Origin of the sequence: Pseudoalteromonas sp. S1650 (assembly GCF_005887195.1) — a bacterium.
GTDB classification, from domain to species: domain Bacteria; phylum Pseudomonadota; class Gammaproteobacteria; order Enterobacterales; family Alteromonadaceae; genus Pseudoalteromonas; species Pseudoalteromonas simplex.
The window spans coordinates 61,022-82,693 of sequence record NZ_PNDF01000008.1 but is presented as its reverse complement, the minus strand read 5'-3'; the positions used below and the strand labels follow the sequence as shown (position 1 = coordinate 82,693).

Genomic DNA, 21,672 nt, shown 5'->3' with positions numbered 1-21,672 from the left:
AGAAATTACTCGATTTTAAGTGGGCGAACCAAGCCTAGTAATTGATAAACAATAAATATTGTCGCTGCAAACATAATACTGCTTCTCAATGCACCAAGACCCGCAAGAGCCATCGCGCCAGTCACAAGCAAAGCAATACAAGTCACTGCACAACTTACGCAAAGACCTTTACACTCCTTCTTATTGCGAGCATAGCAAAGCAATCCGACAACACCTGAAATAGCTAAAATAGGTAGTAAATAAATCATTGCGAACCTCCATCTGTAGCTTTTGAGAAAGTATACTCAAAAACCCAAATAGGTCAATGATATTGAGAATTATTTTCATTTAAAATCAATTCCGCTCGACGCCTTCTATTTCATATAGGGCGAAATCAGCAAACTGCTCAGCCAGCTCTGCTTTTAAATAAGGCATTGATACTGAACCAGAAGCAAGTTGTATATACAAGCTTTTAAGCTGTGATCGGCGCATTAAATAAGTGCTTATTGTGGTGACACTTTGTGCTTTATAGATTTCAAAAACACGATACTGCACACCCAGCATGCCGGTTTTAAATACGGCAAAAAAGCGGCCGTCATGTTGATACATAGCCACACCCGTTTTTTGATAATTCAAAAACACACCGATCATCAAAACTAAGCCCACGACAATGCTCCACAGCATCGTAGCAGCATCAAATAAGACATTGAAAATTAAAGCAGAAAATATAGTAGGTAGGACCACATATAAAAACGTATTCTTATAAAGTAAAGCGCGCTCAGGCTTAACAAAGTTAAGCTCTGTTAAATCAACAAACCATGGAAATAACCAGCCACACACGGCTTGCACTTGCTCTTTGGTGATTACTGGCATCACTAACGTTTGTTTATTTTTATGTGCCGCAACCCCAGCTGCCATACCACCACTACTCACTTGTGGACAAATTAAGGTATAGCGATTAAGCAGCCGAGCAATAATATTTTGCTTGATTTGCACACTTTGAATTTTCGACACGCTGATCGAGAGTTGCTGGCGCTCAAATAAACCTGCCACACGCTTAAACTTATCGTCCTGAAAATACAGCTGAAAGTTAAAAAAGCGCACCAAGGCCATGACAACAGAAAGTAAAATAGCACATAAAACAATGGCAACAACCATGATTAACACAGCGATTGCAGCGGCACTACCAACGAACGCAGCTTGCTCATTCAGTATGGCCTCTAGGCGGTTTATGATGGTTTTTTCGAGGTACTCAAAAATCACATTCATAAATGGAGCAAGTGCAGCCAATGCCAATATTGCCATGTTCGACATCAAACCAAACTTAGCAATTTCAGCATTGCTGATCGTTAAGGTTTTCGGTTTATCTGTTGCTTCGCTCTGCTCAATAGACGGCTGTTCTTGCTGTTGTAACTGAGCCTTAAATTCCATAACTTGTTCACGAACTTGCTCGGCATAGCTAAGCTTAACTCCCGGGATCACAGCTTCTTGAGCACTACTACCGGCGGCATCGAAAATACAATTAACTAAATTAACTGGCTGAAAATAAAAAGGTTCGGCAATGTTTACGTTCTGTACTCGAGCAAATTTTAGGGTTAGCCGCTCTTTTTTAAATACCCCTTTATTGAGCAGTATTTCGTGACCATCCGTTATGCGGTATTTAAAATTACGATAATAAGCAAAGGCATACAGCACTAAAACTAAAGAGGCCACGGCAACAGCTATTTGCCCCCAAAACAGCTTTTGCTCAACTTGCGTAACAAATAACACCAAAATAGGCAGTAAATTAAGCAGCCCATCTTTTATGAAGCGCAGTGCAAAGTGAACAATAAAATACAGTAGCGCCCATGGCGACACGCGTTGCCATTGTTGCTCACTCATCGGCAAGCTCATTTTCTTGAGTTGCTGCATTATCACCATAACTTTGCACGAACTGGCGGACATCATTGCATTGTTCGTCCGTTAACCCACTGATATGTAAATCAGCACTCATGCCACCGGCACTGTAAAGCCTGAGTGTTGCGAGTCCTAACTTTCGCTCAATTGGGCCGCGATGAATTTCGGTGTGTTGCACGCGAGAAATAGGCAATAAGGTGATTTGTTGCCAAATTAAACCTCGCTTAAAGGCAATATCATGCTCTCTTACTGCCACCCCTTTGGCGCGAACGCTGTAAAGGTTGTAAACCATCGACAGTATTACCAACAATGGCAAAACTAAAAGCCAAGGTGTAGCAATAGCTTGGCTAACGGCAGGATTAAAGTGCCGTACAGCAATAATCACGGCCATTAGAGGCACATAAAACAACAACCAATTTAGTTGTACATGCCATATCGCATTATCTGCAAGTGGTTGGAATTGAATCGTTTGATGCTTTGGAAGGGTTTCTATTTGTTGATTACTAAACACGGTAATTCCTTGTAAAGGCCAGCGGTGCCGGCCTTACGTGCTAACACTGAGTTGTTATATGTTATAAATTATACCCAGCGTAGTTTTGTTGCAAGTGTATGGCTTGCTCCTGGTGCAAGTTCAACACTATCATCAAGGACATTAGCCGCTTCTAAACACAGCATGACGTGATATTCGTCATCAGCAAAATTTGAAAGACGTTTTGATTTATCAATCCATGGGTTCCAAAGTACACAGGATGTTGAATTTTCGCGGCCTACTTCAATAATGCCATCAGGTGTAATGATACGCTGAGTGTCTTTTGCTTCGGTGTAAACCATATCTGTTTCACGCGCGAACGACACTAATTCATTTTGCTCAAATGGACCTTCAGCAAATTCAATGTATTTCGCGCCTTGCAGACCATCTACTTTTGTTTCTTCAATTGCTGGTGTTGGGAAGTAGGTGTGCAGTGCTTGAGTAAACTGTACTGTTTGGTTATCTAAGTTCGTGGTTGTTAAACGTAGCTCTAAGCTAGAGGTTAAAATAAACTCAGCCAATAACTTAGTTTTATAAGGCCAATACTTTTCATCAACTTGCGTCATCGGTAATGACAAGCTGATATAAATAGAATCGTCTTGTTCTTTCACTTCTTCTGCACGCCATAAACTTGTGCGAGCAACACCATGAGCTGGCCAGCCTTCATGTTGGCTTACTCCGAACCATGGCCAACAAATCGGAATACCGCCTCGCACACCTTTGCCTTCTTGGTAATCTTCTAATTCTGAGACCCATAATAGTGGCTTTTTATCGGTTGGCGTGAACTCAGTGATCTGCGCACCTTGCAGAAAAATAGTAGCGCTACAAAACTCACTAGCAACTTTAATAAATTCAAGCCCGGTTTCACTTTGCTCAATCGTAACTGATGGCGATAACTTCATAATTCGTCCCATTTAATGAAAGAAAAATCCACCTTACCCAATGCAGTGGCTTTTAGTAAATAATATTTAGTTATTTGTATAAATTGTTTTACTACAAAGTGATGGTGTCACCTCGTAGTTGCATTTTAAGTGTTAACAACAATTACTCCATCTAAATTTCAACTTTTATGTTTTAATTTCTACTCTAATTAATAAATAAACACGATAACAACCTTTATGGCCGCAAATTATAAGCCACATAGTTATTATTTATTTGAACTCAATTTATTAGATGTGTAATATTTTGCGATTGCGGTTGTTCCACGCCGCCTTATTTAAGAGACAGAAACATGCAAAAGTATGACGAGCTACTAGTGTCGCTGCGCAAAGTGATCAGAGCCATCGACCTTCATTCAAAACAGCTCAATAAAACCTCAGGCTTAACAGGCCCACAATTACTGATTATGAACGAGGTTGCACAAACCGATGGCATAACCGCTAGTCGCATTGCACAAAATGTAAATTTAAGCCCGGCTACGGTTACCAATATCTTAGACCGTATAGAAAACCGTAACCTGATCACCCGTGTACGTAGCCAATTAGATAAACGCCGAGTTAGTTTGCATCTCACAGAAGCAGGTAAACAGCTATTAGAACAAGCACCTCAACCTCTGCAAGAACACTTCATCGAAAAGTTCTCAGCACTCGAAGAGTGGGAACAAAGCTTATTACTTTCATCAATGCAACGTATTGCCGCAATGATGGATGCAGATCAGCTTGATGCTTCACCACTACTTGAAGTTGGCGCAATCACCAAGACATTAGAACCACAGTAAAAATTAAAACTGATTGATTAATATTAATTTTCTGTGGCTAGTCTTGGGTTCAGCATGAATATCAACTATGCTTGGTAGTACCCATTCCAACACTAGCGAAAATTCATGCTTAAACTATCAAAGTTAGCCCTCGCAATAACCTTGGGCACAACTTCAAGTCTTAGTCAGGCATCTGAAATTGATGACCTTCAAAAACAGCTGCAGTTACTGAAACAGCAAATGCAGCAACTGCAAAGCAAACTTGATGCTGCAGAAGAAAAATCACAGCAACAAGCCGAGAAACAAGCGCAAATTGATGCACAAGTAGCAAAGCAACAAAAGCAACTTGAGCAGCAAACAGCGGCTGTTGAAGCTCCTAAAAAAGAATCTGGCATTAAGGTTGGGGGTGCAGTACGTACCAACTTCAGCCATACATCCTATGACGATGGTAATAAAAACCGCGGTGGCGACTTCGACTTTGACATCTTCAGACTAAATTTTGCAGGCGATGTCGGTGATGTACAGCTTAACGCTGAGATCCGTTTTTTCGATTACATGACTGCAGTTAAATATGCCTATGCAGCCTATGACTTTGCTGAAGACTGGCAGGTGCAGGCAGGTATTACCAAAGTGCCTTTTGGTAACTGGCCTTACAACTCGCACAACTATTTCTTTGGCACTACTTATTACATAGGTCTTGAAGATGATCATGATTTAGGTGTTCTATTCAAGCGCAAAATTGCTGATAACTGGCAAATTGATCTTGGCTTTTTCAAAAATGATGAGCTAGGTGGCGTTGACGGCTATGTAGACGACAGAAGCGACCGCTACTCATATGATGTTGTCGGTTTCCGCTCTGCTGATGAAGGTGTTTATGCCGAACCAACCAATCCAATTGGTGAGTACAATACCTTCTCTGGTCGTTATGGCTATCATTTTGAGCATGACGGCGGCACCACCGAGCTAGGTGTTTCTGCGTTATCGGGTGGCTTACATGACGGCGAAGATAAAGCCGGTGATTACTACGCTTGGGCTGTGCACTTAAACAGTACTATTGGCCCATGGAATTTCCAGCTTCAGCATGGTGAGTATAACTACGATATCGACAACGTCGACCGTATGGCTGTGGGTGCTTATGCGTTTTACGATAGCATTGCCGCAGAAGCAACCATGACTAATGCCAATATCGCTTACAGCCTGCCTGTAGAATGGGGTCCGGTAACAAACCTGCAGTTTTATAATGACTACGGCATTATTTATGACAAGTCAGATAACAGCGAAGATACATGGATGAATGTAACAGGGGTATCTGTTGCCGCAGGTGGCTTATTCACTTATTTTGATTTTGTACAAGCGAAAAACCAACCATTTGTTGGCGGCTCAATTGCTGGCGACAGCGACGACACCGAAACTCGCTTCAATATCAATATTGGTTATTATTTCTAGAAATAGCCAAAAATAAGACCTACAAGCCCAGTTTAAACTGGGCTTTTCATTTGTTTGAAGTAAGTTTACTTATAGCGTTAGCTAATAATATTAAGCTGAGCTAAAGTTAAATAAACAACATGGTGTAGACTATGTTGCTAAAACCAATAAATACAAACCAACTTGATCATAGGTATCAAGCAAGCACTACAACGATTTAAGTTTTATCAGGCCCAACTTTATTGATGAATGTGAGAGCGGCGTTTAACGCCTATAAAAATGGCTGCTATCAATTACTCGGGTTATTGATGGTGGGTTTAGGTATCATAGGTATTGCATTACCTGTGATGCCTACGACTATCTTTTTTATACTAGCATTGGCGTGCTTTACCCGCTCATCACCCAAGCTTTCTGCCTGGCTGCTAAACCACCCAAGATACGGCCAACCGTTAAGGTTTTGGCAAGAGCATAAGGTTGTTCCTACCCGTGCTAAGTTATTAGCAGGTTTTGGTATGGCTGTCGGATATGCTTTTTTACTACAAAGTACCGCGCCAATTTGGGTGATGTATCTTGTGGCATTGATTGAATTGAGCGTATTAGCTTATTTAATTAACCGCCCATCTGCGCCCAATAAACCAACCCTAATTCAAGTTAATATAACCACACAGATGCGCTTGATGTTGCTTGCCTGTTTTCTCAGCTCGCAGCTAGCAGTTATGGCTTATCTCGCTATTCATTTCTAGCACAAAGAAATGTAAAGAACGTAAACCTGCTTGTTATCAGTAATACAAATCATTATCATATTTGTATCTTTAACGAATAAACCGCATTATGTTCTCATTTAACAAACGCAACTTTTATAGCGTTAGCCGTGCCTTGCATATATACCTTTCGACGGCCTTATTCTTTTTACTTATTTTATTTTGTGTCAGCGGCATCATCCTTAACCACGTTAGTTGGCTCGAAAATGATAAACATAATGGTCAGAACCAACTACTTGTTTCTGCAGAGTTATTTGAAAAAGCGCAAACAAACCTCGACACATTGCCAAGCCTTTACCCTGAAATAGAACAATACATGCAACAGCAGTTTTCACTCAGCAATGTAAAAAGTATTGAGTGGGAAAAAGAAGATGCCTTGGTAATGCTCGACTACCCGCTTCCGGCTGGCTTTGCCTACGCCGAAATCGATTTTCAAACCGGTGAACTTAATATTGATTATCAAACCGGTGGCTTTATGAGTCTGATCGGCGACTTACACAAGGGCCGTCATACAGGTGAAGCATGGAGCTGGGTGATTGATATTTCAGCTGTTTTGATGATTCTGTTTGCTATTACCGGATTATTTATCCTCTTTCAAAACCGTAAAAAACGTGCCGCAGGTCTATGGTTAACGCTTCTTGGTGTTGCCACGCCTTTGGTTATTTATCTAGTTTGGGTGCCTCAACTTAAAGGAGTATCTTAATGAAACAAGCCCACTTACTCGTTGCTCTACTAATTAGCTGTTTATTCAGCCCTCTGAGCTTTGCAAAAGATCCCAACCTCACCGTTGAATTTACCTTACCTGAGCTAGATGTTTCTCCATATCATCGCCCTTACGTGGCGTTATGGCTAGAAACACCTGAACGTAAACACGTTACCACGATTGCACTTTGGGTCGAAAAAGCTGAATGGTTTAAAGACTTACGTCAGTGGTGGCGAAAAGCCGGTCGTAGCAACGACAACTTTGATGGTGTGACAGGTGCAACAAAACGCCCAGGTACTTATACGATTGAATGGCAAGGTAAAGATTTAAAGGGTAATCCAGTTAAACCTGGCAGCTACCTACTTAATGTTGAAGTTGTACGTGAAGAAGGTGGCCGAGATTACACCCGCGTTGAAATCGACTTAACAAAAGACGGCAAAGTCACAATTAAAGGCGAAAAAGAGTTCGCGACTAGCTTTGTTACCATTACCAGTAATTAAGGACAAACAATGAAATTAAAATTATTAAAAACAGCGCTGATCGGCGCTGTGACCTTCACAGCACTTGCATCTGGCTACGCACAAGCACATGCCCGTTGGTTAATGCCATCTCACACTTCTTTATCTGGTGAGAAAACTCACTACGTGATGATCGATGCCAGTATTTCTAATGAGTTATTTAGCCCAGATAAAGCATACCGCCCAAAACAAAAAGGCGCAGAGTATGACGACAACTTATTAGTTGCCCTTGCACCAAATGGTAAGCCGGTCGAAGAAACGATTCGCGCATACTATTTAAAACGCAAAAACTCAGCGGCAGTGAGCTTAACGCAAGACGGTACTTACCACATTGCTATGCAGCAAAAGCCAATGCTAATGACTTTCTATAAAGACAAAGATGGCAATCGCGGCCGTGTGTTCGCAGGTAAAAAAGAAGCAGACCTACCAGCAGGCGCAACCGACGTGCGCACTGTAAAATCAATCGCAACTGTTGATACTTTTGTCAGCCGTAATGGTACTTCTAAGCCAACATTACTTGGTCAAGGCTTAGAAATTTCAGGCCCTACTCACCCGAACGATCTATTTGCTGGTGAAGAAGCTAAGTTCCAATTATTAATGGATGGCAAACCAGCTGCCGACGTTGAGCTTGCGATTGTTCGTGGTAGTGCACGCTACCGCAACGAGCGTGACGAAGTGAAAGTAACAACCGATAAAAAAGGCTTCTTTACGGTGACATTCGCTCACGCCGATATGTATCTAATTGAAGCATCAGTTGATCAAAAACCAACAGAGGCCGATATCGATAACGTACGCTACTCATTATTCACAACACTTGAAGTAGCGCCTGAATAATAAGCTGATTAGGCCTCAATAAAGGCCTAATTCAACTTTCGAGGAAGACTGTAGTCAACCGTGTGATCGCAGCTACCGTCTTTCTCGCAATCATTTGCCCCATCACCATCGACATCCCAGCTTGGGTGCATGCCTTTTAATGTACTTTTTACGACGCTAATATCTGCTGTAAATTCACTTTGCTCATCACGGCGCGCAGCATTGCGCATCAAAAACACTCGAATCACATAATCGCCATTATCAGGAATTTTAATCTCGGCATGATCACCTTTTGCCGGGCCTACAAACAAAGCTGTTGGGTTGCCTTTTGGTAAAATATTAAAGTAGCTGCTTGAATTTGATGGAGCAAAATCAACCTTTAAAGTAGTGCCTTTATTAAGGTTAATTTGATATTCCAGCAACTCATAACCTTTGATTGCGTCTTTAACTTGCCAGCTTTGCTGCACAGCAATATCTGAAGCTAGCAACTCATAATGACGACTATTTGGTAAATTTTGTTCAGCAAACACCAAACTACTTTTAGCCACCGAAAAACAAAACCCTATTAATAACAACAACTTCATATTTTACCTCTTTTTAAATTCTCTTTTAAAGAATGATAAACGCTATTTTTACAATTTTTAATTCTTTTAAAGTGAACCTATAGTTACTCCATCGCAGACACACTGCTCAACTAAACAGGATACCTACTATGAAACTTTTTACTTTAATCTCAGCTCAACCACACTTACAAAATATTAGCACTTTATTGGCGCGTATTAGTTTATCGGCCATCTTTTTACTAACTGGCTTTAGCAAAATAGAATTCTTTGATGCAACTGCACAGTACATGGCATCAGTAGGTTTACCAGAGTTCTTACTGCCGTTTGTGATTGCTTTTGAAATTGTTGGCGGGTTATTTATTTTACTAGGGTTTTTAACACAACTAACCGCTATCGCTTTTGCTGGTTTCAGCTTAGTCAGCGCTTTGCTATTCCACTTTCAACTTGATGATCAAATGCAATTTTTAATGTTCTACAAAAACATTGCGATGGCAGGCGGCTTTTTAGCATTAGCCAGTGTTGGTGCAGGCAAAATCAGCCTAGATCAACTAGTGTTAAAACGTAGTCAGGCGTAATATTTCTACCAGCCAATGACCTAAGTTGTTGGCTGAATTTGTTTTTAAGGGAGCGCGAAAATGGCAACGTTATTAACAGCAACCAGCCACGATATTGGTGGGCTCGATGTAAAACGCATCTTGCCGCATTTTGACAAAAAAATGGTTGGCCCATTTATCTTTTTTGACCACATGGGGCCAAACCACTTTCCTCGCGGTGAAGGCATAAATGTGAGGCCTCACCCTCATATTGGCCTATCAACGCTCACTTATTTATTTACTGGCAGTATTTACCATCGCGATTCGCTAGGTAATAGCCTGCAAATAGAACCCGGCGATGTTAACTGGATGACCGCAGGTCGCGGTATAGTGCACTCAGAAAGAGAAAGCCTTGAAGTGCGGGCGAGCGAGCACGACATTAATGGTCTGCAATGCTGGGTTGCTTTACCTGAGAGTATGACCGAAATAGCACCGCGTTTTGAACATATCAAAAAACAGCAATTGCCTGAGAAAATCGAAAAAGGCGTGCTGATGCGACTTATTGTCGGTGATGCCTATGGCTTAAGCTCCCCAGTGAAAAACTACTCACCGATGTTTTATGTCGATACAGTCGCCGAGCAAGGTAGTCATATTACTAAACCGCACCCTCATCATGAAACCGCCGTGTATGTTATTTACGGTGAAATTAGTGTGGGTGATACTCGCTATACCCAAGGCGACTTTGTGCTACTTGATGACAGCAAACACGAAATAACGACTCTAATGCACAGCCGCTTTATTTTACTCGGTGGCAGTAAATTCAATAAAGTCCCGTATTTACACTGGAATTTTGTTGCTTACAGCAAAGAGCGCATCGAGCAAGCAAAACAAGATTGGCAAGCACAGCGTTTTGCTAAAATCCCCGGTGATGATCTTGAGTATATTGAGTTGCCCAATGCTAAAAAGTAAACTTTATCAGCATTTACAGGTACTATTAGGTAGTTAAGTAAGCAAAGGAACATCATGCTAAGAATTACGCTAGAACAGTGGCGCATGTTTCGTGCTGTTGTTGAATTTGGAGGCTTTAACCAAGCCTCACAAGGTATTCATAAAAGCCAATCGAGTATTCATAACGCAGTTGGCAAAATTGAATCTGCGCTCGATGTAAAATTATTCAGCATTCAAGGCCGTAAAACCGTGCTCACTGAAGCCGGCGAGATGATGCTACGGCGCGCCAATTACTTACTCGATGAAGCCGCTAAAGTTGAGGCCATTGGGCAAACTTTGGGTGAAGGTATCGAAAGTAAGTTACGCATTGCCGTTGATGCTATTTTCCCACAACAATTACTTTATAAGGTACTTAACGACACGTCATCGCAATACCCGCAACTGCGTATTGAGCTGCATGAGTCTGTACTAATGGGGGGCAATGAACTGCTCGAAAACGATCAGGTTGATATTGCTATTACCGGCTTTCCAATTGCGGCAAGCTTTCACGAAGAGTTATGTGATATCGAGTTTATTGCCGTCGCCCACCCAGATCATCCCTTGCATGCGATAGAGCGTGAAATTACCCTCGAAGATTTAAAATCACACCGCCAAATTGTTGTTCGCGATTCAGCGAATAAGCACAAACAAGATGGTGGCTGGTTAGGTGCCGATCAGCGCTGGACCGTCACTCATATGCGCACTTCGATTGATATGATCAGTAATGGATTGGGCTTTGCGTGGTTACCAAAAGTCGCGATAGAAAAACAACTTGCGACAGGGCAAATGAAAGCACTTAATTTAACCCATAACAGCAGTCGCAGCGCTAAGTTACATTTACTCTTTAAAGACGGTGACAAGCTTGGCCCGGCAGCACGCTCGTTTATTGGCGAATTGCGTTATCAAGTAATGGAAAACCTATAGCTTCAAGGGCGTTTCAGCAATACCTTTAACGCCCGGCTCAAGAATAAACACGCCACCACTGTGCGGGTAATCAGCGAGCACTGAGTCTTCTAGCCCTACTGCCGCTGTTGTCACCGCCAGATGCGTGAGCTCTTCACCTACAAATGCGACACTCGTAACACGCGGTGCGGGTAAGCGAATAAACTGTACTTGCTCACCGTTTGGAGCAAAACGATACACGCCATAACCATTCCATGCAGCAACCCACAGATGATCTTCGCTATCAACAGTCATGCCATCAGGAAAACCCATATTGTCAGTAAAGCGAATAAACTCTTGTTTATCTGCAAGCTCGCCATGCTCATTCAGAGTGAAGCGGTAGATTGTTTGTTTATCTGAGTCTGTAGAATATAGAAACTGGCCATTTTTACTTACCGCAGGGCCATTACTAATTGTGTAGTCATGATCAACCGTTGTCGGAGCCTGACCATGACCAAAACGGTATAACTTGCCACTATTGGTTTGCTCTTGAGAGTCCATTGAGCCAAAAAAGCCAAAGCCTTGGCGAGACGTTTTACCATCGTTTAAGCGGTTTTGTGAGGGTTCGTGATCGATTGAGTAAAGAAGTTCGCGGCTAAAGTCTTCACTATTGAGCTTATAAATGCCTTTGGCAAAGCCTGCGATTAATTCAGCTTGCTCGGTTTCCATCACCCAGCAAATCGGTTCTGGCATAGTAAACTGGCTAACTCGCATCGATTGACACTGCAAACGAAACAAACGCTGCCCTAAAATATCGACCCAAAATAAACAGTTATGTGCCTTAGCAAAATAGGCACCTTCGCCCAATTGGCATTGGCTAGAAATGATTATTTTAATGGTGTCATCGAGCATTGGCTTCATTACACAAAAAGCTGAACTATTCTCATTCTATCTGTGTATGAAAATAAGTGCTAGACCAGATAAACCCGCAACCAGCAAGATGATGCCGCGAATGGCCTTTTCATTGAGGTTATTGTTGATCACAAACGATAAGCCCCAGCCAATTAAAATGGCGGGTAAGCAAAAAAAGAACAGCTTTACATCGCCCATATCGGCAGAGCCTGTTAGCATCAATACAATAATGCCAAACAAGTTTATAAATACAAAAAAGGCACTTAGGTTTGCTTTAATTTTGTCTTTATCTTCAGCTTGATAGAGTAGCCCCATTGGCGCGCCACCGGCTGACGTTGTGGTACCTAAAAAGCCTGACGACATTGACGCAAGTAAGCTTGTAATAGTGGAAATTTTCGGTTTCATACCTATGATAGACAACGCCACCACTATCAAAATACTCACTCCTAGCAAGAGTTGATACTGCTTCGCATTGACATACCACATCACCACAGCAGCAAGAATAACTCCCACTGCACCACCAATAATGGAAATGCCCGTCTGTTTCATGTCTATCGCACCGCGGTGTTTAATCATTAACACCGACGTTAAAAACAGCGCATTCAAAATCATTGGCCCAGGCACCAGCTCTGGCATAAGCCAGTAAAGCACAGGCACACATAGCATGCCTAAACCAAAGCCAATAACACTTTGCAGGCAAGCGCCAATAATCAGAATTAAATAAACAAGTACAAAGTCGGTCAAACTTTCTTACCACCTTCCTAACTATTAGATTCAAATGTTTAAAATAATTATTTATTATTATAGTACTATTTGGATCGTGTAAAATTTTTTCTTTGGTTTAATTTAACTTAAAGCAACTAACAATTTAATTAAGTCCAACCTGCATCCACTATCAGTGATTGTGCTGTCATCATGCGGCTGTCATCAGCAGCTAAAAATAACGCGGCATTCACTATATGGTCTGGTTGTATTGTTTCGTTAATACACTGACTTAAACGAACATCTTCAATCATTTCTGGGGTTAGCCAATGAGTCATTTGGCGCTCTGTCATCACCCAACCCGGAACCAGTGAATTCACACGAATATTGTCTTTACCGTATGAAGCAGCTAATGAACGGGTTAAACCTTCAATTCCCGCTTTTGCGGTTGTGTAGGCTGGCATGCCTGTTTGCTTAATACGCCAACTTACCGACCCCATATTGATAATGCTACCGCCGCCCAAGCGCTGCATGTGTTCAACTACAGCTTGCGATGAAAAGAAACACGGGCGCAAGTTAACAGCAAACTTATCTTCCCAATATTTCACATCCATATTCTCAGCGGCATGGCGGGTGTCATCGGCTGCGTTATTAATTAACACACCAATGTCACCCTGTTGCTGACGCGTTTGCTCAATGGCCGCTTTTAAGGCTTCTACATCACGAATATCGCAATGGATAAACTGCGGGTCAAACTCATATTTACCCGCTAATTTAGCGCATAACGCATCGCTTTGCTCAGTTGCAATATCAACAAAGGTGACTTTCGCGCCCTGCTCGCAGAACCGCGTTACCATTACTTCACCAATTCCCGATGCACCACCAGTAATAAACACACTCTTACCAGCAAGGCTTGGGTAAACTGTTTTTAGCTCGTTTGAATTTGGCATGATAACCTTTTGTTTTAAAGTAATTACAACGTCAAGAAGCGATACTTATTGAGCCGCTTCTTTGTCGGCGATTTCTTTTTCAATAAACGCCATTGCTTCATCAATCATGTACGTCATCATGTTTTTAGCACGCTCAGGGTCGCCGCTTGCAATCGCGTTATACACTTTAAAGTGCTCTTCAGCGATCGCCTTTTTATTGCCCTTAGCAGGTGTAGTATGTTGAATACTCACGTGTAATGCGGTGCGAATAAAGTCACGTAATTGATAGAAAAAACGGTTACCACTGGCATGTAAAATTGCTGTGTGGAAGGCAAGATCTGGCTCATGCATTACGCCTTCTGGCTCTTCTGCTGCCGCTTGCATTTTATCGAGTGCCATTTTAATTTCTGCAATGGCTGCTTGGTCGCCTTTTCTTGCTGCAAGTGCTGCTGCTTGTGGCTCAATCGCCAAGCGCACTTGTAGAAATTCTTTAAGTACGTAAAGTGATGGGCTGCTTTCTAACAACCATTTTAATACGCTTGTGTCGTATAAGTTCCAGTTCTCCGCCGACTCAACACGAATACCTTGTCGTGGACGAGAAGAAATCAGTCCTTTTGCAGCAAGCATTTTCACTGCTTCACGAACAGCTGTGCGGCTAATACCATACACTTCACAAAGTTGTGCTTCGGTTGGTAGCCCCGTTTCAGTGTTATAATCACCAACAATTATTGCTTTACCAAGCTCATTGGTAACTTGTTGTGATAGGTTTAAATTTTCTAAACGCGCCATGTGTGTTCCTCAAAAGATCTGAGTAATATGATACATCTATAAAGCTATTCCGTCATCCTGGAAATAATTGATTAAAATCAATAACAAGCAAAAAACAGCCTAATACAAGTGTCTATATTTCAAACAATACAGTCACCATTTTACCTACAGACTGTCACCTTATTTTAACAAATCTCTTTCACTTACCTTATTTATAATATAATATTTTTATTCAACAACTAAAAAAGCAAAATTCTCTTTCAAAATTAGGTGGAACACACGATGGTCGAACTAAGTACCTTAGACTGGGCAGTGCTAGCAGGATTTTTTGTCCTGTTACTAGGCGTTGTCGTGATGTCTATGCGACAAAAAGAAGAAGACACCGCTGATTACTTTTTAGCGGGTCGTAATGCAAGTTGGTTAGTGATTGGTGCCTCTATTTTCGCATCGAACATTGGCTCGGAACATTTAGTGGGCCTTTCAGGTTCAGGCGCACAATCGGGTATGGCACTGGCTCACTGGGAAATGCAATCGTGGATCATTCTACTACTCGGTTGGATTTTCGTGCCTTTCTATTGGAGTAGTAAAGTCTACACCATGCCTGAATTCTTAGAGCGCCGTTTTAACTCTAAATCACGTACCTTCTTATCTGTTATCTCATTGATTAGTTATGTATTAACCAAGGTTGCGGTAACTGTTTATGCCGGCGGTATCGCATTTAAAACAATCTTAGGTATCGAGAGCATTTGGGGCATCGACTTCTTCTGGATTTCAGCTATTGGGCTTGTGGTGATCACCGGTATTTATACGGTACTTGGCGGTATGAAAGCCATTATGTGGACCTCGGTGTTGCAGACCCCTGTACTCATTATTGGCTCCTTAGTCATATTAGTTGTTGGTCTAGATAAAGTAGGTGGCTGGGCAGAAGTTGAGCGTATCAACGATGCTAATATGCATCTTATTCGCAGTGCTTCAGATGCTGAATTCCCATGGCCTGGCATTGTATTTGGTTCATTCATTATTGGTTTTTGGTATTGGTGTACCGACCAATACATCGTACAACGTGTTTTATCTGCAAAAGGCATTAAAGAAGCGCGTCGCGGTACCATGTTCGCCGGTTACTTAAAATTACTTCCTGTATTTATCTTCTTAGTACCAGGCATGATTGCATACGCATTGAATGTTAAAGGTATTATTAGCTATGAAAGTGCTGACCAAGCTTTCCCAACTTTAGTTGCTGAGCTATTACCAGCCGGCGTTAAGGGGATTGTAATTGGTGGTTTAGTAGCGGCTCTTATGAGCTCTTTAGCATCATTATTTAACTCATCAGCAACCTTATTTACCATTGATTTTTATAAGAAATTCAAACCTGAATCATCTGAGAAGCACCTTCTGAAAGTAGGCCGTATTGCCACTATCGTGATTGTTGTATTAGGTCTTCTGTGGATACCCGTCATGAGCTTAATTGCCGATGTGCTTTATGAATATCTGCAAAGTGTGCAGTCTCTTATTGCACCAGGTATTGCTGCGGTATTTTTACTAGGTTTATGTAGTAAACGCATCACTCCAACAGCGGGTTTTGTGGGCTTAGTATCAGGTTTTGTGCTTGGTATGATCCGCTTAGTATTACTGCCATTTAAAGATGATTTAACAGGTTCATCATTTGCGTGGATCACCACAATGAACTGGTTATATTACTGTATTCTTCTATTTGTCGTGGTCGTTGCGATTATGATTGTGGTAAGTATTTTCACCAAACAAGCAGACGAAGAACAATTGAAAGGTCTTACTTTCTCAAGCCTAGATAAAGCAACCATGAAAGAAGTGGCTGCCGGCTTAGATAAGTGGGACTACATTCATACTGCGGGTATTATTGGTATTACTGCCTTTATTTACTACCGCTTCTGGTAATCGTTCGTTCCCAAAGTTGTAGGGCGCCAATTGGCGCCCTTTTTTAATCAGCGAGTTCTGGTGAAAACACTGGAAAACCGTTTTTATCCCACGTAATAATGCGTGCTCGCGCATGGCGATTTGGGTCTGTAAGCGGTGTTCCTTTCAGCTCTTTATAGTCACGACTGTGATAAATCATTAAATCGGTTACCCCATCTTCAGCTTTTACAAAACTGTTGTGCCCTGGGCCAAAACGACCTAGCTCAACATTGGTGGTGAACACCGGCTCAGCCTTTTTATGCCAACTAGTAGGATCAAGTAAATCAGCATTCACATCTGCCCATAGCAAGCCCATCGCATATCGATGATCGGTGGCACTGGCTGAATAAGTGACAAATATTTTATCGCCATGGGTAATGACTGCAGCACCTTCGTTCACCTTGTAGCCTTGCACTTCCCAATCAAGGGTTGGCTCAGTAATCGCGATAATGGGTTCTTTAATTGATGTTGGTGAGTCCATTTCAGCTAACCATAAAGCTGAGTTATAAGTTGCAGGCTGGTTCTGCTGCGCCCAAATCATGTAACGCTTCCCCTTGTGCGTAAAACTTGTGGCATCAAGCGAAAAACTATCAAGGTGGCTAGTTACTTGCCCCATTTCTTGCCACTCACCTTGCATCGGATCATCACTGTCGTTTTTAAGTGCATACATACGAATACTAAACGGTTTTTCGATATCACCTGCGGCGAAATAGATATACCAACTGCCATCAATCTGATGTAGCTCAGGGGCCCAAATGTTGACACTCATTGGGCCTTTATCGCGCTTTTGCCAAATAACCTTCGGCTCAGCTAATTTTAAATCGTTTAAACGACAAGCTTGGCGTAGTTCAATTTCATCAAATTTCGGCGAACTACCTATAAACGTGTAACAGCCACTTTTATCATCGCGAACTAACCAAGGATCAGCACGTTTGAGTACAATGGGGTTATCAATTGGCGCTAAATTCTTGCTACTATTAGCATCAGCAAAGGCTGACAATGGCGAGGCGCTTAACGCACTAAGAAGCGTTAGCCGAGATAATTTTTTGAGCATAATGTGTCCTGTATTTCGTCTTGATTTTATTGTTAATATTGTATTACATATTATATAGTAGCTGAATGAACACAAGAGTTAAAACAACAAAAGGTATTCAAGCATGAGACCCGTAAGTAAGGTGACACACGCAATGAAGTGGCTTTCAACAGGGCTACTTTTTTCTGCCGCAGCCGTATCTGCAAAGCAAGTTGAAGTTCACGACCCGGTAATGACCAAAGAAGGCGACACGTACTATGTATTTAGCACAGGCCCAGGCATTACCTATTATGAATCGAAAGATTTAACCAACTGGAAACTTACCGGCCGCGTTTTTAAAGATGAGCCAAGTTGGGCAAAGCGTATTTCACCAAGTTTTGATGGCCACTTATGGGCACCCGATGTGTACGAGAAAAACGGTAAGTTTTATCTTTATTACTCAGTCTCTGCATTTGGCAAAAACACCTCAGCAATTGGTGTAACGGTTAACGAAACCCTTGACCCATCATCACCTGATTACAAGTGGATTGATTACGGCATTGTGGTTGAATCTGTGCCTGAGCGTGACGATTGGAACGCTATCGACCCAGCAATTATCGAAGATGACAATGGTACACCGTGGATGAGCTTTGGTTCGTTCTGGGGTGGTCTTAAACTAGTACAACTTGATGATGACATGGTGCGCTTAGCAAAACCTGAAAAATGGCATCACATTGCGAGTCGACCAAACACGGAACATGGCCCAATTGAAGCACCTTATATCTTTAAAAAGAATGGCTATTACTACCTGTTTGTTTCGTTTGATAAATGCTGCCGTGGCGTAGAGAGTACTTACAACGTACGCGTAGGCCGCAGTAAAAACATCGAAGGCCCATACTTAGATCAACAAGGTCGCTCTATGGTTGATGGCGGTGGTAGTTTAGTGATTGAAGGTAATAAAGATTGGGCAGCCCTTGGCCACAATGCCGCATACACCTTTGATGGTAAAGACTATTTAGTATTACACGCCTACGAAACAGCCGATAACGGCGTGCAAAAGCTACGTATTTTACCTATGAGTTGGAAAAACGATTGGCCGGTTGTTAACCCCGCCGACCTAAATAAGCTTAAAACCAAACTTAAGAAGTAATTATCCAACACACAAAAAAACCTGCAAAATTTGCAGGTTTTTTATTTAATTAAATGGCCTAGCTTGAGGTTGAAAGTAGGTGTTATTAACTAAAATCAACCAAGGTAATATCAACGAGCATGGGGCTTTGGCAGCCTTGCAGATGCTTTTCTTCAATAAATGCGCTGTACACATCACGCGCCAGATGTGCAGGTATTAGCACCTCAAAGCGACTGCCTTTATTCATTAATTGCAACGCTTCTTGCAAGCCCACTATCGCCTCTGCAATTTCGTACTCTACAGCAGCGCCTTGCTTGCGAGTATCAAATAACACCCGACCATTTGTAAGGGTAACGCGTTGATGCACAGTCACAGTAGCATCCCAACTAGGTTTATCCCCCTGACCTTGCTCAATCACTCGATAACCAAGCCCTGTGGGTGTTTGGTAAAAACTGTGTTGCTCAGCGCTGTTATCTAAAAGCGACGGTAAAACATGCTCTTTAGCCGTCGCAAACACATTGTTGCTTAACATAGCCAACTCTTTATTGTGCGTTGATTAAACGAATACCATAGATACCACCGGCAACAGAGTCTTTGTCGGCAGCAAAACGTAAAGTAAGCGTTTTCGACTTTTTCATTGCTTCTGTTAATGGGTAATCAATGGTGTAGAACTCATCCGTTGGTTTACCTACAGGCAAACTAACTCCAGCTAATTGCTCACCATTTAAATTAATTGAGAACTGACGGTTCACATCGCCAATAAAATAGCGAATACGCAAAGCAACCGCTTTTTGTTCTGGGTTACTAAGCTGATACTCAAACCAACCTGTCGCATCGCGCCAATGATGACCATTATTAACACCTGCGCGGGTTCCCTCACCTTTAAAGTCGTGTTCGACTTCAGGTTGTTGCTCACCCGGTGTAATTTGATCAACGGTTAATAAACGAAGCTGTTCTTTCGCTTGCTCAGCCGCTTTTGCATCGGCAACAAATTGCGTGAACTCAGCTTCGCTTTGCTGCGGCCAATACACTTGATAGCGACTATCGTGTAAGCGGAAGAACGGAATTAGCTCTGTGCTCTTTGTGTTATCGATACCTTGCTTGGCAATCGCCACATTTTTATCGGCGATAAATGCGAGCTCTTGGCCCGGTTTACGAGTGAGATCGGCAATAAACTTTTCTGGCTCACTCAGCATGATTGGCAGAGCTTCTGGCGGACAAGTCGGCCCTGCGGCAATGTGGCCCATGCGGCTATTGTCAGCAACAAAGTTAAGCTGCTCATTTGCAAATGCTTGTACTTTAGTGGCCATTACAACAGGTCCGTACATCACCGAATAATAATGCTGACCATCAGGTAGCTGTTCAGTATAAAGCTTAGGACTAAGCTCAAAGGCAAGCTTATCACCGCTTTGCCATGCATAGCTGATGCTGTAGTAACCGTCTTTTTCGGTTGCGCTTACAGCTTGTCCATTTAAAGTAAAGCTCAGCTCACCTTGCTGCCAAGACGGTTTACGAATATGAATTACCGACTCAGTGCTTTGCCCCTCAGACAAACGATTCACGGTCAGTGAAACCTTGTTATCATCTGGAAATTGGCTGTCTTGCGTGATCTGCAAACCCTGCTGTTGCCAATTTAACGTGCTTGGAATAAACAAGTTTACCCATAGCTCTTTACCGGTATTGCTATAAATCAGCTCACCATATTTGCTGTGATTCTCAATACCTGAGCCTACACAACACCACATTGAATCTTGCACTGACGAATACATGCGGTAATGCCCAGGGCGCATTGAGGTAAAGTAAACAAGACCACCATGCTCTGGGTGTTGTGACGATAAAATATGGTTATATGTGGCGCGCTCATAATAGTCTAAATAACGCGTATCACCGGTTTTTAAGAATAATAACTTACTCAGTTTCATCATGTTGTAAGTGTTGCAGGTTTCTGGGCCTTCAACATCTTCAACCATTGGCGTGAAGTCACTTTTATTATGAAAATGCTCACGTACCGAGTTACCGCCAATTGATACTGAGCGCTCTTGGCTGACTGTTTTCCAGAAAAAGTCAGCACCTTGCTGCCATGCTTTGTCATCGCTGGCATTTGCGACCTTCAACATACCAATAATTTTTGGAATTTGCGTATTGGCATGCAGGCCTGTTAACTTATCTTCTTTGTGTAATAAGGGTTCAATAATGATGTTATGAGAGAACTGACGGGCTAGTTTTAAGTAGCGCTCATCATCACTAATAAAGTACATATCAGCAAACACATCATTTAAGCCACCATGCTCTGAATACAGCATTTGTTGAACTTGTTCATCAGTTAGCTTAGCAGTGGTCGCTAAAAACCATTCGCCTAGCTTAAATAGCATTTGTTTGGCTTTATCACTGCCGGCTACGTCGTATGCATCACGCAAGCCATGGAAAATTTTATCTATGTTATAAAGCGGTACCCAGCGGTCGTTTAAACTGAATAAGTCGGCTTTGATTTCACCCTTTTCAATCTGCTGCCACATTTCATCGCCATTTGGGATACCGCCTAAGTAACCACCTGTAGCTTGCTGGGCGCGATCCAGCTCGCTTAGCATATAATCTAAACGCTGCTTTAATTCTTCGTCACCTGTGGCTGCCCATGCAAGGCTCAAGGCTGAAAGATAATGACCGCCAATATGCCCATCAAGGCCTGTGCTTTCCCAGTTGCCATAGTTAGGCGCTTTTGGCTCAAGGCCAGCTTCACGCAGATAAGGAGTAAGCAGCTGATCAGGATGAAGTGCTAATAAATAACGCACATTCGTTTGCTGCGCATGTAAAAACGGGCTGGCGCTTAAACTTACTTGGTTTAGGGCAAATAAATGTTGTTCGCTGGTATGTTCAGCATGCTCCACAGCAGCAGTTTGTTTACTGTCTGTTGGCAGCTCACTGCAACCAGTCACAGTTAAAATTGCAGCGCAAACGCTTGCTAAATAGCTAACTTTGAATGTGTTCATACTGTTGTCTCCCAGCGAA

At 42.3% G+C, this 21,672-nt stretch carries 22 protein-coding genes and 1 pseudogene; 11 read left to right on the top strand and 12 right to left on the bottom strand.

Going from position 1 to position 21,672, the window contains the following annotated elements:
- Nucleotides 1-5: 5 nt before the first annotated feature.
- From CWB80_RS01610 to CWB80_RS01595, 4 genes are all read right to left on the bottom strand, one after another.
- On the bottom strand, nucleotides 6-248 hold the full coding sequence (locus CWB80_RS01610; protein WP_054552301.1) for a hypothetical protein: 243 nt from the start codon (nucleotides 246-248) through the stop codon (nucleotides 6-8).
- An 85-nt stretch (nucleotides 249-333) separates the two neighbouring features.
- Nucleotides 334-1,890 (bottom strand): PH domain-containing protein, encoded by a 1,557-nt coding sequence (locus tag CWB80_RS01605; protein WP_249362488.1) that lies wholly within the window; start codon nucleotides 1,888-1,890, stop codon nucleotides 334-336.
- The gene (locus tag CWB80_RS01600) at nucleotides 1,853-2,386 is read right to left on the bottom strand and encodes a PH domain-containing protein (protein ID WP_138599103.1); all 534 of its coding nucleotides are present in this window, start codon (nucleotides 2,384-2,386) and stop codon (nucleotides 1,853-1,855) included. The genes CWB80_RS01605 and CWB80_RS01600 overlap by 38 nt, the downstream gene beginning before the upstream one ends.
- Before the next feature lie 68 nt (nucleotides 2,387-2,454).
- Nucleotides 2,455-3,306 (bottom strand): D-hexose-6-phosphate mutarotase, encoded by an 852-nt coding sequence (locus CWB80_RS01595; RefSeq protein WP_138599104.1) that lies wholly within the window; start codon nucleotides 3,304-3,306, stop codon nucleotides 2,455-2,457.
- A 329-nt stretch (nucleotides 3,307-3,635) separates the two neighbouring features.
- Between CWB80_RS01595 and CWB80_RS01590 the strand changes: the two genes are divergently transcribed.
- From CWB80_RS01590 to CWB80_RS01565, 6 genes and pseudogenes are all read left to right on the top strand, one after another.
- The gene (locus tag CWB80_RS01590) at nucleotides 3,636-4,121 is read left to right on the top strand and encodes a MarR family winged helix-turn-helix transcriptional regulator (RefSeq protein WP_054552297.1); all 486 of its coding nucleotides are present in this window, start codon (nucleotides 3,636-3,638) and stop codon (nucleotides 4,119-4,121) included.
- A 105-nt stretch (nucleotides 4,122-4,226) separates the two neighbouring features.
- Complete coding sequence (locus tag CWB80_RS01585) at nucleotides 4,227-5,546, top strand: porin (RefSeq protein WP_138599105.1); 1,320 nt, start codon at nucleotides 4,227-4,229, stop codon at nucleotides 5,544-5,546.
- A gap of 224 nt (nucleotides 5,547-5,770) precedes the next feature.
- Nucleotides 5,771-6,160, top strand: a pseudogene (locus CWB80_RS01580) (YbaN family protein); the annotation flags it as partial.
- Between the two features lie 196 nt (nucleotides 6,161-6,356).
- Nucleotides 6,357-6,989: a PepSY-associated TM helix domain-containing protein gene (locus tag CWB80_RS01575; RefSeq protein ID WP_138599106.1), complete on the top strand. Its 633-nt coding sequence runs from the start codon at nucleotides 6,357-6,359 to the stop codon at nucleotides 6,987-6,989.
- Nucleotides 6,989-7,489 (top strand): DUF2271 domain-containing protein, encoded by a 501-nt coding sequence (locus tag CWB80_RS01570; RefSeq protein WP_138599107.1) that lies wholly within the window; start codon nucleotides 6,989-6,991, stop codon nucleotides 7,487-7,489. Before CWB80_RS01575 ends, CWB80_RS01570 begins: the two co-directional genes overlap by 1 nt.
- A 9-nt stretch (nucleotides 7,490-7,498) precedes the next feature.
- Nucleotides 7,499-8,341 (top strand): DUF4198 domain-containing protein, encoded by an 843-nt coding sequence (locus CWB80_RS01565; protein ID WP_138599108.1) that lies wholly within the window; start codon nucleotides 7,499-7,501, stop codon nucleotides 8,339-8,341.
- A 26-nt stretch (nucleotides 8,342-8,367) separates the two neighbouring features.
- Here the strand turns inward: CWB80_RS01565 and CWB80_RS01560 are convergent, their stop codons facing one another.
- Nucleotides 8,368-8,904, bottom strand: a complete 537-nt coding sequence (locus CWB80_RS01560) for a hypothetical protein (RefSeq protein ID WP_138599109.1) — start codon at nucleotides 8,902-8,904, stop codon at nucleotides 8,368-8,370.
- 128 nt (nucleotides 8,905-9,032) lie between these two features.
- Here CWB80_RS01560 and CWB80_RS01555 point away from each other — a divergent pair, with 128 nt between their 5' ends.
- Genes CWB80_RS01555 through CWB80_RS01545 form a run of 3 tightly spaced genes read left to right on the top strand, consistent with a single transcriptional unit; the run spans nucleotide 9,033 to nucleotide 11,327 of the window.
- Nucleotides 9,033-9,458, top strand: coding sequence for a DoxX family protein (locus CWB80_RS01555; protein WP_138599110.1), 426 nt, complete (start codon nucleotides 9,033-9,035; stop codon nucleotides 9,456-9,458).
- A 60-nt stretch (nucleotides 9,459-9,518) separates the two neighbouring features.
- On the top strand, nucleotides 9,519-10,385 hold the full coding sequence (locus CWB80_RS01550) for a pirin family protein (protein WP_138599111.1): 867 nt from the start codon (nucleotides 9,519-9,521) through the stop codon (nucleotides 10,383-10,385).
- Between the two features lie 54 nt (nucleotides 10,386-10,439).
- Nucleotides 10,440-11,327 carry a LysR family transcriptional regulator gene (locus CWB80_RS01545; RefSeq protein ID WP_054552289.1) on the top strand — a complete coding sequence of 296 codons (888 nt, stop codon included), beginning with the start codon at nucleotides 10,440-10,442 and terminating at the stop codon, nucleotides 11,325-11,327.
- On the opposite strand, the gene CWB80_RS01540 is transcribed toward CWB80_RS01545, so the two are convergent.
- The 4 genes from CWB80_RS01540 to CWB80_RS01525 all read right to left on the bottom strand — a co-directional run bounded on the left by CWB80_RS01540 (nucleotide 11,322) and on the right by CWB80_RS01525 (nucleotide 14,617).
- Nucleotides 11,322-12,206, bottom strand: coding sequence for an SMP-30/gluconolactonase/LRE family protein (locus CWB80_RS01540; RefSeq protein ID WP_249362487.1), 885 nt, complete (start codon nucleotides 12,204-12,206; stop codon nucleotides 11,322-11,324). The two genes, CWB80_RS01545 and CWB80_RS01540, sit on opposite strands and share 6 nt — an antisense overlap.
- 27 nt (nucleotides 12,207-12,233) lie before the next feature.
- Nucleotides 12,234-12,941 (bottom strand): sulfite exporter TauE/SafE family protein, encoded by a 708-nt coding sequence (locus CWB80_RS01535; RefSeq protein WP_054552287.1) that lies wholly within the window; start codon nucleotides 12,939-12,941, stop codon nucleotides 12,234-12,236.
- A 128-nt stretch (nucleotides 12,942-13,069) separates the two neighbouring features.
- Nucleotides 13,070-13,849, bottom strand: a complete 780-nt coding sequence (locus tag CWB80_RS01530) for an SDR family NAD(P)-dependent oxidoreductase (RefSeq protein WP_138599112.1) — start codon at nucleotides 13,847-13,849, stop codon at nucleotides 13,070-13,072.
- A gap of 45 nt (nucleotides 13,850-13,894) precedes the next feature.
- A complete protein-coding gene (locus CWB80_RS01525; protein ID WP_054552285.1) occupies nucleotides 13,895-14,617 on the bottom strand; it encodes a FadR/GntR family transcriptional regulator in 723 nt (240 codons plus the stop codon).
- A gap of 261 nt (nucleotides 14,618-14,878) precedes the next feature.
- Here CWB80_RS01525 and CWB80_RS01520 point away from each other — a divergent pair, with 261 nt between their 5' ends.
- Complete coding sequence (locus tag CWB80_RS01520) at nucleotides 14,879-16,507, top strand: sodium:solute symporter (protein WP_055020596.1); 1,629 nt, start codon at nucleotides 14,879-14,881, stop codon at nucleotides 16,505-16,507.
- 43 nt (nucleotides 16,508-16,550) lie between these two features.
- Here CWB80_RS01520 and CWB80_RS01515 read toward each other — a convergent pair whose 3' ends face one another.
- The gene (locus tag CWB80_RS01515) at nucleotides 16,551-17,579 is read right to left on the bottom strand and encodes a glycoside hydrolase family 43 protein (RefSeq protein ID WP_138599113.1); all 1,029 of its coding nucleotides are present in this window, start codon (nucleotides 17,577-17,579) and stop codon (nucleotides 16,551-16,553) included.
- Nucleotides 17,580-17,682: 103 nt separating this feature from the next.
- Here CWB80_RS01515 and CWB80_RS01510 point away from each other — a divergent pair, with 103 nt between their 5' ends.
- Nucleotides 17,683-18,687: an arabinan endo-1,5-alpha-L-arabinosidase gene (locus CWB80_RS01510; RefSeq protein ID WP_105173865.1), complete on the top strand. Its 1,005-nt coding sequence runs from the start codon at nucleotides 17,683-17,685 to the stop codon at nucleotides 18,685-18,687.
- Nucleotides 18,688-18,772: 85 nt separating this feature from the next.
- On the opposite strand, the gene CWB80_RS01505 is transcribed toward CWB80_RS01510, so the two are convergent.
- Together CWB80_RS01505 and CWB80_RS01500 are read right to left on the bottom strand one after the other, a co-directional pair.
- Nucleotides 18,773-19,198 (bottom strand): FKBP-type peptidyl-prolyl cis-trans isomerase, encoded by a 426-nt coding sequence (locus CWB80_RS01505; RefSeq protein WP_138599114.1) that lies wholly within the window; start codon nucleotides 19,196-19,198, stop codon nucleotides 18,773-18,775.
- A 10-nt stretch (nucleotides 19,199-19,208) separates the two neighbouring features.
- Complete coding sequence (locus CWB80_RS01500) at nucleotides 19,209-21,653, bottom strand: glycoside hydrolase family 127 protein (RefSeq protein ID WP_138599115.1); 2,445 nt, start codon at nucleotides 21,651-21,653, stop codon at nucleotides 19,209-19,211.
- Nucleotides 21,654-21,672 lie beyond the last annotated feature (19 nt).